The organism is Microbispora hainanensis, from assembly GCF_006874475.1.
GTDB lineage: Bacteria > Actinomycetota > Actinomycetes > Streptosporangiales > Streptosporangiaceae > Microbispora > Microbispora hainanensis.
In genome coordinates, this window is the sequence record NZ_VIRM01000010.1 from 133,145 (window position 1) to 145,902 (window position 12,758).

Sequence of the window (12,758 nt, forward strand, 5' to 3'; positions counted from 1 at the left end):
TCGGCGCGGGCGCGGGTCGTCGTGAAGCGGTCGTACGTGCAGGCCATCCGTGCTCCCAAACAGCATGAGGACGGTTGAGGTTACCGCACGCCGACGGATGCGAAGGATCTCGACAGCCGGCTCACTCGCCGGGGGACGTGTAACGGCGCAGCTCCCACGGATCGTGGGCGGAGAAGACCTCCACCTCGTCCGCGTGGTCGCGGACCAGCCCGCGCAGCCGGTCGCGGTTGCGCAGCCGCAGCTCGGCGTCGACCTGCGAGCCGGTCTGCACGAGATCGAGCAGCGGGTGCGGCTGCGGCTCGTCCGCCCGCAGCTCGCCGTGGTAGAAGTACGCGTCGCCCGCGTGCAGCAGCCACCGGCCGCCGTCGCGCACGGCCACCGCCGCGTGCCCGGCCGTGTGCCCGCCCAGCGGCACCAGCAGGAAGTCCGCCGGCAGCCCGTGCGGCCGCCGTACGCCGCCGAAGCCGAACCACTCCTCGCCCGCACCGGTCCCGTACGTCTCCCACCGGGGCCCGTGGGCCCAGTGCGCCGGCCGGTAGCGCCGGCTCGGGGCCTCGGCGAGCGCCGCGGTCAGCTCCTCCTCCAGGACGTGCACCCGGGCGTCCGGGAAGTCCGGCAGGCCGCCGGAGTGGTCGACGTCGAGGTGGGTCAGCAGGATGTGCCGCACGTCGGCGGGCGCGTATCCGAGCCGCTCGACCTGGCGCACGGCGGTCTCGGCCGGGTCGAGCACCGGCTCGACCATCTCCGTCCAGTCCGCGGCGAGCGAGCCCGCCGGGTCGCGGACGTTGCCGAGCCCGAGCCCGGCCTCCACGAGCACCAGGCCGTCGCGATCGGTCTCGACCAGCAGGCAGTGCGCCACCGCGTGCGCGGACGGCAGGCCGTCGTCGATGGGCTCGAGCTTCCGCATGGAGCCGCAGTTGAGGTGATGGATCTTCATTCGGAGTCCTTTCGCCCGGCGGCGCCGGCGACCATGCCGCCGATCCGCCGCGTAACCGAGTGGATGACGGCGGTGTCGCGGCGCACGCGGGCGAGCAGGAGCGCTCCCTGCAGCGACGACAGCACCAGGTCGGCGAGCGCCTCGGGCTCGTCCACGCCGTGCCAGCGCAGATAGTCGGCAAGGCCGCGCAGCCAGGAGGCGTACGTCGTGTCGCAGGCCGACCGGATGGGCTCGCTGTCGCCCGCGGCCTCCAGCGCGACCGTGGCCACCGGGCAGCCCTCCTGGAACCCCGACTCCTCCAGGTTGTGGGCGAGCAGGTCGCCGATCCGGGCGACGGCCTCGGCGGGACCGGGGGCGGCGGTCACGGCCGCGGCGATGCGCTCGCCCAGCTCACTGCCCGCGATCGCCACCGCCTCTACGGCCAGCTGCTCCTTGCCCTCGGGGAAGTGGAAGTAGAGCGAGCCCTTGGGCGCCCGGCTCTCCGCCAGCACCTGGTTGAGGCCGGTGGCGTTGTAGCCCTGCCGCTGGAAGAGCCCGGCGGCCGTGCGCAGGACGCGCTCGCGCGTGTCGTTCCTTCGCGTCATGCCGATCAGACTAGACCGGTCTACATAGTTTCGGCAAGATCTCCATTGTGGCGCGTCTACGGCGCCCGATCCTCCCCCGCGAGCCCGTGACGGCACGCGTAGCGCGTCGCGTCGCTCCGGTTGCGGGCCCCGATCTTCCCGAAGACGTTGTTGACGTGCGTCTTCACCGTCGTCTCACCGATGAACAGCGACGCGGCGATCCGCGCGTTGTCCATGCCCTGCGCGATCAGCGTGAGGACCTCGATCTCGCGCGGGGTGAGCCGGTCCGGGTTGCTCCACCGATCGGCCCGCCCGCCCGTCGGATAAGGCCGGAGCATCGCGCGCACCAGGCGTCGCGAGACCTCGGAGTCGAAGGTGGACTGGCCCGACGCCGTGGCGCGCAGGGCGGCCGCGATCTCCGCTCGCCCCGCGTCCTTGGTGAGGTAGCCGCGCGCGCCCGCCCCAAGGGCCGCGGCGATCGACTCGTCGTCGGCGTACGTGGTCAGCACCAGGACAGCGACCTCGGGGTGGTCGCGCACGATCCGCCGCGTCGCCTCCACGCCGTCGAGCACCGGCATGCGCAGGTCCATCAGGACGACGTCCGCGGGCGCCTCGGCCAGCAGGCGGAGCACGCCCTCTCCGTCACCGGCGGCGCCGACGACCTCGATGTCGTCGACCAGGCCGAGCAGTGCCACCAGGCCCTCCCGTACGATCTCCTGGTCGTCGGCCACCAGGACCCGGATGACGGGGTCGCCGCTCACGCCGGCACCTCCGCGACGACCTGCCATCCGCCCGCCTCCTCGGTGGACTCGCCCTCGACCTCGCTCGCGACCAGCCGGCCGCCCACGAGAGCGAGCCGCTCCCGCATGCCCTCCAGACCGTATCCCCCGGGCCCGGCCGCCCGGCCGCTCCCGTCCGCGCCGGGACCGTTGCGCACCTCCAGGCGTACGGCATCGGGCCGGTAGTCGAGCCGTACGGTGACCGGCGTGGCCGGGGCGTGCCTGGCGGCGTTCGTCAGCGCCTCCCGCGTCGTGCGCAGCAGGCAGACGGTGATCGCCGGCGGCAGGGACCGGGGCGTCCCGCCGACCTGGAAGCGGACCTCCCCCGCGTGGTCGTCACCGTGGGCCGCCGCGAGCCGGGCCAGGGCCTCGGTCAGCGGCGGCACGTCCTCGCGCAGGGCGGCCACGGCGTGCCGCGCCTCGGCCAGTCCGTCGGCGGCCAGCCTCCGGGCCCGCCGCACCCGGTCCAGCCCCGCGGCCACGTCGCCCTTCTCGCTCAGCAACGCGTCCGCCAGTTCGAGTTGCACGCCCAGTGCGCCGAGGGAGTGCGCGAGCACGTCGTGCAGTTCCCTGGCGATCCTGGTTCGCTCGTCCAGCGCGGCGGCCCGCGCGTGCTCGGCCTGCGCGCGCCGGGTCTGTTCGAGCAGCCGCCGGGCGTGCCCGGCCTCCAAGCGGTACTGCCGGCGGCTCAGCCCGAGCAGGACGACGACGAGCATGATCGCGGCATTGCCGAGCACATCCCCGGCCGATCGCTGGGCGAGCGCGCCGGAGGCCACTCCCGCGACGACGGCCGCGCAGGTGATCGCAATGATCCACAGCGGGCTCGGCCGCGTGTGCATCGAAAGGGCCGCCAGCCCGACACACGCCATGATCATCGCGGTGCCGTCGTCCACCGGGCCGGTGGTCGCGGCGGCGGTCAGGGACGACACGCCGAGCGCGACGAGGGCGGCCACCGGAGATCTCAGCTCCAGCCGCACGAAGACCAGCCAGCACGCCAGGCCGGCACCGAGGGACACCCAGGCGGCGCCGGTCACCGCGTCCGGGCGGGCGGTGGGGAGCGCCGCCACCATCATGACCGTGCCGATCAGGCGCTCGACCCGCCATCCGGGCGACAGGCTCGCCGGCCAGGATCGCCGTACCGCCCGGAGGGCCGTGTGCACCATGGTGCCTCCCGGAGACGCGCCGCTAGTGACGGCGCAGGTTCGCGATGAGCTCGAAGGCCAGCAGCCGGTATGCGACTAACCCGGCCAGGACGACCAGGCCGACGACGACCATGGCCATCACCGATTTGCCGTTCATTTTCCCCTCCATCCGCCGTGAGGCGTCCCTGTCGTTCATGGACGGAACCGTACGGAGCGACCAGGTGGACCCGGCACCTGCACACGGTGGAGATCGGGGTGGAGAGTCGGGTGGAGATCAGGGCGTCCGGCTCTCCCCTGCGAGCTGTTCGCCGAGGCCCGTGCGGCGGTAGCGCAGGCGGCGGCCGTCCCGTTCGCCGGTGACCAGGCCGGCGTCCCTGAGCGTGGTCAGGTGGTGAGAGGCGGTCGCCGGGGCCAGCCGGAGTGCGGCTGCCACCTCCCCCGTGCTGGACGGCTCGGCCAGCAGAGCGAGCACGGCCGCACGGGTCGGGCCGAGCAGGGCGGCCAGCGCCTCCGGCGGCTCGGCCGGCACGGGCCGGTCCCACACCCGCCCGTGACCGCGCGGCGCGTACCACAGCGCACGCCCCGAGGGGGTGTCGGTCATCGTGTACACGTGCGTGCCGGTGAACCCGGTCGGCAGCAGGGTGAGCGGGTGCCCGTCCAGGACGAGCTCGCCGTCCTTGTCGTACGCCAGCCGCAGCGCCCCGCCGTCCCAGTCGAGGCGCGGGTGCAGGTCCGTCAGCAGCGCCCGCGGCCCGCGCTCGGCGGCGAGCAGCCCGCGGCGGGTCAGTTCGCCCTCCGCGAGCGCGCGCAGCCGCGGCCAGCTCGGCGCGATCGCCGTCGAGAAGTAGCGCCGGATCTCCCGCACCGTCACGGCCAGGGCACCCGCGGGGTCGATCGAGAAGCGCTCCATCTCCGGCGGCGCGCGGTGCCCGGCCCAGGCCCGTTCCACCTCGGACGCGACCCGGTCGAGCGGCGTGGCGGCCACCACCCGCAGCTCCTGCTCCAGGGTCGGCCGGGTGACGGACGGCGCCGGGGTGAGGAAGTCCGGCACATACCCGCTGGGACCCGGGACCAGCGGACGGAGCGTGGTCAGGCCCCGCAGCAGCGGCTCGGCCCGGGCTCTCCAGGACGCCGGGACCAGGCGCGCCGAGCGAGTATGCAGCGCCAGGCAACTGGCCACGACCTCCGCCATCGGGCTGTGCGCGAACCTGAGCCGCAGCAGGTCGGCGGGGGCGAACTCGATCCGGATCACCCGTCCATTCGAGCACGCTCGAACGGTTAACGGAGAGCGCCCCCCGGTTCCTACGGTCGGCGCATGGAATACACCCGTTTGGGGCGGACCGGTCTCCTCGTCAGCCGGATCTGCCTCGGCACCATGAACTTCGGCTGGCAGATCGGCGAGGCCGAGAGCCACGCGATCCTCGACCGGGCGCACGACGACGGCGTCAACTTCGTCGACACCGCGAACATGTACGGCAGCGAGACCGGCGACGGCCTGAGCGAGCGGTTCATCGGCCGCTGGTTCGGCAAGACCGGCCACCGCGACCGGATCGTGCTGGCCACGAAGGTGTACGCCCCGATGACCGACTGGCCGAACGACGGCGGGCTGTCGGCCCGGCACATCATCGCCGCCTGCGAGGCGTCGCTGCGCCGCCTGGGCACCGACTGGATCGACCTCTACCAGATGCACCACGTGCAGCGGGACACGCCGTGGGAGGAGATCTGGCAGGCCATGGAGACGCTGGTGGTCCAGGGCAAGGTCCGGTATGCGGGGTCGTCCAACTTCGCCGGCTGGCACCTCGCCCGCGCCCAATCCGCGGCCGGGCGGAGGAACTTCCTCGGCCTCGTCTCCGAGCAGTGCAAGTACAACCTGCTCACCCGGCACGTCGAGCTGGAGGTGCTGCCCGCGGCGATCGAGCTGGGGATCGGGATCCTGCCGTACTCGCCGCTGCACTTCGGCGCGCTGTCGGGGGCCCTGCGCAAGCAGCGCGAGGGCGCGGGCGGCCGGAGCGTGCTGCACGCCCCCGAGCGGGTCGAGCCGCACCGGGCGGCGATCGAGGGCTACGAGAAGCTGTGCGCCGAGATCGGCGAGGAACCCACCACGGTCGCGCTCGCCTGGCTGCTGTCGCGGCCCGGAGTGACCGCCCCGATCATCGGGCCGCGTACCCCCGCGCAGCTCGACCTGCCGCTGACCGCGCTGCGCACCGAGCTGTCCGCCGAGACCCTGGCCCGGCTGGACGAGCTGTTCCCGCCCGTCGGCAACGGCGGCCCCGGCCCCGAGGCCTGGGCGTGGTGATCCCGCGCCCATGAGCCTCACCCGGTCGCGCACGCGGGGCCGTACGCGGCGCCTGGGCATGGTGATCCCGCACCCGTGAGCCTCACCCGGTCGCGTACGCGGGGCCGTACGCGGGGGCGGCGGCCGCGCGTACGTCGACCGGGTCCGCCGGCGCGCTTCGGGATGAACACGCCCCGGCCGGCGCTCGTCCGGCCTTTCAGCCTTTTCGAGCTTTTCGAGCTTTTCGGGCCGCTCCACGCCCTGCTCGATTTCCTGCCTGCCGTCTTATATCCCGTACATGCTTATGCCCATGTCCCGCACGCGAGTTTTGCGGCGTTTATGACCCCGCCTGAAGCTCCAACTTAGCCGCTCGGCGAGTTGCCGCTCACGGGGAAGAGGTGAGAGAATTAATACAAGTTTTCGAATTACCTGAGGAGGGCGAGATGGATCTGTTCAATCCAGACCCTGATCGCCCTCGTCGTACGAATAGTTTTGACGACGGCTGGTGGGATCGGTTGACCGCCAATTCCCCGCTGTGGTCGTCCGACGGCTCGTCCGCCCGCGAGCCCTTCCCGATCAACGACTTCGAGCCCCCGCAGGGTGCGAGCCGTGCCGAGGGCGAGGGCGACACTGGCGCTGATGGCGACGCCGATAGCAGCACCAGCGATGACGCCCCCGGTGCCGGTCAGGGCAAGGGCCGGTCGTCGTGGGTGGTGGTGGGGTGTGTTCGTGAGGTGGCGCAGGAGCTGGCGCTGGTCCCGCTTCCCGACGATGTGGACGTCTGTCTGGCTGAGGCGGAGGAGTTGCTGTTCGCCCGGGATCGGATCACGTGCGCCCTGGCCGACCGGGTAGGCCGGGTCCATCGAGCGGGGCAGGCCAAGCAGCACGGGCATGCCTCCACCCGCTGTTGGTTGCGTACCGCCGGTGGGATGACGGTGGGTGGTGCGGGGCGCCTGCTGATGCTGGGCGCGGAGTTGCCGCGGCTGCCGGTGGTGCGGGAGAAGTTCGCCGTGGGTGAGTTGGCGGCGGGGGTGGTGGAGGCCATCTGCGCCGCTGTCGCCGGGCTGTCGGATGAGCAGGCCGGGTTGGCGGAGCCGATTTTGGTGGAGCTGGCGGGTAAGGCGGGGGCGGCGGAGGTGGCCAAGGCCGGCCGCCATTTGCGGGCGGTGCTCGACCCCGACGGGGAAGAACGCGATGAGCGGGCCGATTACGGGCGGCGGTTCCTGCGGGTCCGCCCGGGCAAGGGCGGCGGCGTGGAGGGGGAGTTCTACATTCCCCGTGAGCCCGGCGCCCGCCTGATGACCCTGTTGCAGGAGTACGCCAAGAAGAAGGCCGACGGCGATGACCGCACGCTGACGGAGCGCCAGGCGGACGCGCTCATCGCCGCTCTGCTGGAGCAGCAGATCGTCACCGAACTCCTCGTCGTGGTCAGCGCCGAATCCCTCCCCACCGACCCCGACAATACCGACCCCACCGACACCGACCTAGCCACCGAAGACCCCGCCGACGACACCGCCGACCCCGCTCCCGATGTGGCCGGGGCAGACGCCAGTGCGGGGAGCGCCGACGGCACCGGCGCCCCTGCTCCCGGCGAGGCCGACGACAGCGTCTTCGGCGCGATGAGCGGCCCCGGTCACGCGGGCGGCGCAGACGACCCCGATGGCTTCGACGCTGCCGAGGCCGACGAGTTCGACACTCCCGAGGCCGAGGCAGGTGCCGGTGCGGGGAGCGATGCCGCTGCCGACGGCGCTACGGACGCCGGTGCCGGAAGCGCCGACAACGCTTGCGCTACCACAGAGACCGGCCTGGATGTGCGCGAAGCCGAGGCCGACCCCGCCAGCGCCACCGACTCCGACTCCGACTCCGACTCCGTCACCGCCGCTACCACGGACCCTGCCGCAGGCTCCGTCGACACCGTGACCGGACTTCCCGATGAGGAGTCTCACAGCTGCGGAGTCGGTGAGCCCGGGACCGGGGAGCGGCGGCCCGGCGAGTGCGAGCCGCGCGACACCCTGAACACCGCCTCCGATGGGGGCGACCGCACCGCGAATGCCGCCTCCGCCGAGGACGACGAGACCGCGAGCACCAGCTCTGCCGAGAGCGGCGAGAGCGCGCCCGCCGTGGGCGGAGACCGTGCTGCGGCCCAGTCTGGAGCACCGCACGCCACGCGGGCCGCGTCAGCATGGCCAGCCGACCGGGGCGGAGGTTCGCACACAGCACCTTCGGACACAGCACCTTCGGACACAGCACCTTCGGACACAGCACCTTCGGACACAGCACCTTCGGGCGCGACAGCTTCGGACGCACCGCCATCGCAAGCAGCGCCCTCGAAGGCAGCGCAGCCCGATCCTCCTCCCGAGGACGCCTCCGCGCATCACACCCACGCCGGGCCTCGGCCTGCGGGGGACTGCCGGCATGGCCAAGGCGTACCGGGAGCGTTGGGGGTGTCGCTGGGAATGGTGCCGGGGTTGTTGCTGGCGACCGGGCAGGTGCTGCCCGTCTCCAGCGTGCACCGCCTCGCCCGCACCAGCACATTGGTGCGGATCGTCATGAACGCCGACGGGCAGGTCCTGGACATGGGCCGCAAAGTCCGCCTGGCCACCCCCGCCCAGCGCAGGGCCATCTTCGCCCGGTACGCCACCTGCTGGATCGACGGCTGCCCGCTCCCGGCCACCATGTGCCAGATCGACCACGCCGACAACTGGAGCAGCGGCGGCCTGACCGACCTGAAGCTGCTCGGACCGGCCTGCCAGTTCCACAACCGCGACCGCTACCAGCACCCCGAGCGCTACACGCGCCGCAAAGAAGGCACCGACCGCTGGGCCTTCACCTACCACCGCATCGGGAGCAGGCGGCGGTGCTAAGAGAGCGACTGAGCCGCGCCGACCACGAAGGACTCCAGCCGGTGCAGCAGCGCGGCCATCTCACTCTCGGGCAGGCGGGTGGTGTCGGCGTTGAGCTCCACGCCGAGCGTGCCCTTCCAGCGCATCAGGGCCACGCAGAAGTCGCAGCTGCGCCTGTCCGTGCCCGGGAGCCACTCCAGCTCGGACTCCCCGTCCGCGCCGCCGCCGACACACGGGTCCTCGCCAGGGCGCAGGTCGTTGAAACAGCACGACGGGAACATGGGGACGCCCCTGTCGGCACTCATCCGGTCGATCATCGCGTTCAGGGCCAGCGAGTCGAAACGGGCCCGCCGATAGGACGCGAGAACGGCCGGATAGGCGCTCACGAGGGTCTCGGGAAGGCTCGCGCAGGGCCCCAGGGTGAACAACCCCAACTGGTTGAGGCTGGTGACCAGGTCGCGGCTCCGGTCGTTGAAGCGGTTGTGCACGATCGGGGTGATCGCGCACACCTCGTGGCCGGTCAGCTCGCGCAGCAGCATGGCGACCGCCACGAGCAGGACGGTGGCGGTGCTGACGCCGGCGCGGCGGGCGAGCACCTGGCCGGCGCGGTTGAGCCGGGGCGACGACAACACGGCGCGCGCGTATCGCGGTGTCGCGCCCGCTCCGACCAGTTGCGGGAACATGGCGGACGGCACGGTGCGGAGAAGCGCCTCCCACTGCGCGATCGCCCGGTCCGAACGGGCCGACGCCGCCTCCTCGTCCCGCACGAGGTCGAGCAGCTGCGACGGCGGCGGCCCCGCGATCGCTCCGCGGAGCAGCAGCATCCGCAGGTCGCGCACCACGACGTCGGCCGCGTGCCAGTCCGCGACGACGTGGTTGAACACGAGCGCCACGTGAGTGGCCGCGCCGTCGCAGACCACAAGACCGGCACGCAGCGGCTGCTCGCCGTCGCCGAAGGACCGGCCGGCCAGGCGGGCGACGAGGTCCGCCGCCGCGCCGTCCGCGGCGTCGCGCGCCACTTCGACCGTCTCGATCGGCAGGGTCCCCGCCGCCGCCACCTCCTGGTACGGCCCGGTAGCGCCGAGCCGTACGAGCGATCGCAGGGCGTCGTGCCGGCCCATCACCTGCGCCAGGGCGGCCGCCACGGCCCGGGGAGTGCGCGGGCCGCCTGCGCCAGGGACGGCGAGGAGCCGGGGCACGTTGAAATAATGCGCGCTGTCCGGCCCCACCTTGTGGATGGCCCCCCAGATGTCCCGCTGTCCCCATGCGAGCTCCGCCGTTCCGGAACGATCGGCGGCGAAGTCCACAGAAAGCCGCATGGCTCTCCTTTATCGAACGTGGGGCGGGTGGATCTGGAAACGCTCCAACGAAGGCTAGGTTTCCGCTCCGCGCGGGTCAAGATTCGACTTTGACCATCCGGGAAGCGCTCTCACGTCACCCCTGGATATGGACCCGCCGAAAACAGGACAAGAACTGCATGTGAAAATCACCGCCATCGACGCGGAATTGACGGGAGTGAATTTCCCCGGTGGAATTTCCGCCCGAATCCTTACCGCAGGGTGGCCGGCTCACCCGGCGGCGGACACCTCGAAACCTGCGTTCGCCTCGAAGCGGGCGGTCACCTCGAAGCGGGCGGTCACCTCGGAGCGGCTGTTCACCGGTCGGTCCCGAGGACCAGGCCGCTGGTGGGCACGCCGGTGCCGGCGGTCACGATCACGTTGCGTACCCCTTCGGGCTGGTTGACGCTGGTGCCCCGCACGAGCCGCACCGCCTCGGCGATGCCGTTCATGCCGTGCAGGTACGCCTCGCCGAGCTGGCCGCCGTGGGTGTTGAACGGCAGCCGCCCGCCGAGCTCCAGGCTGCCCTCGGCGATGAAGTCCTTGGCCTCGCCGGGGGCGCAGAAGCCCAGCTCCTCCAGTTGCGGCAGCACCAGCGGCGTGAAGTGGTCGTACAGGATCGCCGCGTCCATGTCCGCCGGGCCGAGGCCGCTCTGCGCGTACAGCTGCCGCCCGACCAGCCCCATTTCGGGGATGCCGGTGATGCGGGGACGGTAGTAGCTCGTCATCATGTGCTGGTCGTCGCCGGAGCCCTGGGCCGCGCCGAGGATGACGGCGGGCGGGTGCGGCAGGTCGCGTGCCCGCTCGGCCGAGACCACGACCAGCGCCTGTCCGCCGTCGGTCTCCTGGCAGCAGTCGAGCAGGTGCAGCGGCTCGGCGATCCAGCGCGACGCCTGGTGGTCCTCCAGGGTGATGGGCCGCCGGTAGAACCAGGCCGCCGGGTTGGCCGCGGCGTGTTTCCTGTCGACCACGGCCACCCGGCCGAAGTCCTCGCTGGTCGCGCCGTATTCGTGCATGTAGCGGCGGGCGAACATGGCCACCCACTGGGCGGGCGTCGTCAGGCCGAACGGGGTGAGCCACGCGTACGCGGCGCCGTCGGCCCCCGTCTCGGCCGGGCTGTCCGCCTGGCCGAGGCCGTAGCGCACCCCGGACCGCTCGTTGAAGGCCCGGTAGCAGACCACGACGCCGGCGACGCCGGACGCGACGGCCAGCGCCGCCTGCTGGACGGTGCCGCAGGCCGCGCCGCCGCCGTGCGGGATGCGCGAGAAGAACGTCAGGTCGCCCATGCCGGTGGCGCGGGCGACGTGGATCTCGGCGTTGGTGTCGGCGGTGAACGTCACCATCCCGTCCACATCGGACGGCTTCAGGCCGGCGTCGGCGACGGCCGCGAGCACGGCCTCGCAGGCGAGCCGCAGCTCGCTGCGGCCGGAGTCCTTGGAGAACTCGGTGGCCCCGATGCCGGCGATCGCCGCCGCGCCCGAAAAGCCGCTCATCTCACGTCCTTCGCGGGAAGCCGTACGGCGACGGTGCCGGTGACGTGGGCGCCCAGGCCGTTCTCGCCGCGTACGGCGATCTCGACCCGGCGGTCGTCGTCGTGCTTGGCGGTGACCGTGCCGGTGAGCGTCATCGTGTCGCCCGGGTAGTTGGGCACGCCGAGCCTGATCTTGATGGCCGTGACGACGGCGGCCGGGCCCGCCCACTCCGTGACGTACCGGTCGACCAGACCGTTGGTGGTGAGGATGTTCATGAAGATGTCCTTCGACCCGCGCTCGGCCGCGAGGCCGGGATCGTGGTGGACGTCCTGGTAGTCGCGGCTCGCGATGGCGGTCGCCACGATGAGCGTGCGGGTCAGCGGGATCGGCAGCGCGGGCAGCTCCTCCCCCACCGCCACCTCCTCGTACGTCCGCCCGTTCATGACGCCACCCCGGGCTGCGGGCGGAACACCGGAAGCGACAGGCCGGGATCGGCGTCCAGCCAGTCGAGGACGACGGGCATGCCGATCTCGACCTCTCCGGGTGCCACGCCGACGAGGTCGGTGACGAGCCGCGTGCCCTCCTCCAGCTCCACGACCGCGACGATCAGCGGATAGTCGAACGCCGGGTGGCGGGGGTGATGGTTGACCACGAAGCTGTAGACCTGCCCGCGGCCGGACGCCTCGGCGGCGTCCCACTCGAACGAGCCGCAATGCGGGCAGCAGGGGCCGGGCGGGTGGCGCAGCGTCCCGCACCCGGCGCAGCGCTGGATCACCAGCCGGTGCGCGCGCGCCGCCTCGAACCAGAACGCGTTGTCGCGGTTGATCACGGGCCGGGGCCGCGACGCCTTCGGGGCCTGCTCGCTCGATGGTGACGCCTTCGGCCGGAACCACAGCAGGCGCCACCGCTGCACGGCGACGACCTCACCGTCCTGGTCGGTGTAGGTGCGGACCGTCGTCACGAACCGGCCGGCGCCCAGCGCGGTGCTCTTCTCCGGGGAGATCGACTCCACCACCTCGCGGACGCTCACCCGGTCGCCGACCACCAGCTCACGGTGGAACTCGAACTCCGAGTCGGTGGCCACCACCGAGGTGTAGCCGTCCTTCTCCAGCAGCGCGTACAGCTCCTCGGCCCCCGATGCCCCGCCCGTGCCTCCCCCATCGGGAGCCGGGGCGTACCCGCGCATCGTCCACGCCTGGATCATCGACGCGGGCGCGACGATCCCCGGACGGCCGGTCGCGCGGGCGGCGTCCTCGTCGAGGTAGATCGGGTTGCGGTCGCCCATCGCCTCGGCCCAGTGCCGGATCATGGGCACGTTCACCGGGTCGGGCCCCTCCTGCGGAGGGAGGATCTCCCGTCCGGCGAACTCCTCGTAGGCGGTCATCCGTCCTCCACGCCGGTCTTCACGCC

Annotated in this window: 11 protein-coding genes; 2 read left to right on the plus strand and 9 right to left on the minus strand. The window is 72.4% G+C overall.

Features of this window, described 5'->3' with window-relative positions; genetic code table 11:
* Positions 1 to 121 precede the first annotated feature (121 nt).
* The 5 genes from FLX08_RS11095 to FLX08_RS11115 all read right to left on the minus strand — a co-directional run bounded on the left by FLX08_RS11095 (position 122) and on the right by FLX08_RS11115 (position 4,673).
* Positions 122 to 937 (minus strand): MBL fold metallo-hydrolase, encoded by an 816-nt coding sequence (locus FLX08_RS11095; protein ID WP_142618549.1) that lies wholly within the window; start codon positions 935 to 937, stop codon positions 122 to 124.
* The gene (locus tag FLX08_RS11100; protein WP_142618551.1) at positions 934 to 1,521 is read right to left on the minus strand and encodes a TetR/AcrR family transcriptional regulator; all 588 of its coding nucleotides are present in this window, start codon (positions 1,519 to 1,521) and stop codon (positions 934 to 936) included. Before FLX08_RS11100 ends, FLX08_RS11095 begins: the two co-directional genes overlap by 4 nt.
* Before the next feature lie 56 nt (positions 1,522 to 1,577).
* The gene (locus FLX08_RS11105; protein WP_244312549.1) at positions 1,578 to 2,261 is read right to left on the minus strand and encodes a response regulator transcription factor; all 684 of its coding nucleotides are present in this window, start codon (positions 2,259 to 2,261) and stop codon (positions 1,578 to 1,580) included.
* A complete protein-coding gene (locus FLX08_RS11110) occupies positions 2,258 to 3,442 on the minus strand; it encodes a sensor histidine kinase (RefSeq protein ID WP_142618555.1) in 1,185 nt (394 codons plus the stop codon). The genes FLX08_RS11105 and FLX08_RS11110 overlap by 4 nt, the downstream gene beginning before the upstream one ends.
* A gap of 253 nt (positions 3,443 to 3,695) precedes the next feature.
* Positions 3,696 to 4,673 (minus strand): ArsR/SmtB family transcription factor, encoded by a 978-nt coding sequence (locus tag FLX08_RS11115; protein WP_142618557.1) that lies wholly within the window; start codon positions 4,671 to 4,673, stop codon positions 3,696 to 3,698.
* A 63-nt stretch (positions 4,674 to 4,736) separates the two neighbouring features.
* Between FLX08_RS11115 and FLX08_RS11120 the strand changes: the two genes are divergently transcribed.
* Together FLX08_RS11120 and FLX08_RS11125 are read left to right on the plus strand one after the other, a co-directional pair.
* The gene (locus FLX08_RS11120) at positions 4,737 to 5,717 is read left to right on the plus strand and encodes an aldo/keto reductase (protein WP_142618559.1); all 981 of its coding nucleotides are present in this window, start codon (positions 4,737 to 4,739) and stop codon (positions 5,715 to 5,717) included.
* A gap of 494 nt (positions 5,718 to 6,211) precedes the next feature.
* On the plus strand, positions 6,212 to 8,560 hold the full coding sequence (locus FLX08_RS11125; protein ID WP_167530358.1) for a DUF222 domain-containing protein: 2,349 nt from the start codon (positions 6,212 to 6,214) through the stop codon (positions 8,558 to 8,560).
* Here the strand turns inward: FLX08_RS11125 and FLX08_RS11130 are convergent.
* From FLX08_RS11130 to FLX08_RS11145, 4 genes are all read right to left on the minus strand, one after another.
* Positions 8,557 to 9,858, minus strand: a complete 1,302-nt coding sequence (locus FLX08_RS11130; RefSeq protein WP_142618563.1) for a condensation domain-containing protein — start codon at positions 9,856 to 9,858, stop codon at positions 8,557 to 8,559. The two genes, FLX08_RS11125 and FLX08_RS11130, sit on opposite strands and share 4 nt — an antisense overlap.
* Positions 9,859 to 10,193: 335 nt before the next feature.
* A complete protein-coding gene (locus tag FLX08_RS11135) occupies positions 10,194 to 11,369 on the minus strand; it encodes a lipid-transfer protein (RefSeq protein WP_142618565.1) in 1,176 nt (391 codons plus the stop codon).
* Complete coding sequence (locus FLX08_RS11140; protein WP_142618567.1) at positions 11,366 to 11,791, minus strand: MaoC family dehydratase; 426 nt, start codon at positions 11,789 to 11,791, stop codon at positions 11,366 to 11,368. The genes FLX08_RS11135 and FLX08_RS11140 overlap by 4 nt, the downstream gene beginning before the upstream one ends.
* The gene (locus FLX08_RS11145; RefSeq protein WP_142618569.1) at positions 11,788 to 12,732 is read right to left on the minus strand and encodes a bifunctional MaoC family dehydratase N-terminal/OB-fold nucleic acid binding domain-containing protein; all 945 of its coding nucleotides are present in this window, start codon (positions 12,730 to 12,732) and stop codon (positions 11,788 to 11,790) included. The genes FLX08_RS11140 and FLX08_RS11145 overlap by 4 nt, the downstream gene beginning before the upstream one ends.
* Positions 12,733 to 12,758: the final 26 nt, after the last annotated feature.

Excerpts from the sequence above, each read along its gene's own strand:
- FLX08_RS11135 (WP_142618565.1), bottom strand. The coding sequence starts at position 11,369 with ATGAGCGGCTTTTCGGGCGCGGCGGCGATCGCCGGCATCGGGGCCACC.
- FLX08_RS11100 (WP_142618551.1), bottom strand. The coding sequence starts at position 1,521 with ATGACGCGAAGGAACGACACGCGCGAGCGCGTCCTGCGCACGGCCGCC.
- FLX08_RS11120 (WP_142618559.1), top strand. The coding sequence starts at position 4,737 with ATGGAATACACCCGTTTGGGGCGGACCGGTCTCCTCGTCAGCCGGATC.
- FLX08_RS11130 (WP_142618563.1), bottom strand. The coding sequence starts at position 9,858 with ATGCGGCTTTCTGTGGACTTCGCCGCCGATCGTTCCGGAACGGCGGAG.
- FLX08_RS11140 (WP_142618567.1), bottom strand. The coding sequence starts at position 11,791 with ATGAACGGGCGGACGTACGAGGAGGTGGCGGTGGGGGAGGAGCTGCCC.
- FLX08_RS11145 (WP_142618569.1), bottom strand. The coding sequence starts at position 12,732 with ATGACCGCCTACGAGGAGTTCGCCGGACGGGAGATCCTCCCTCCGCAG.
- FLX08_RS11110 (WP_142618555.1), bottom strand. The coding sequence starts at position 3,442 with ATGGTGCACACGGCCCTCCGGGCGGTACGGCGATCCTGGCCGGCGAGC.
- FLX08_RS11095 (WP_142618549.1), bottom strand. The coding sequence starts at position 937 with ATGAAGATCCATCACCTCAACTGCGGCTCCATGCGGAAGCTCGAGCCC.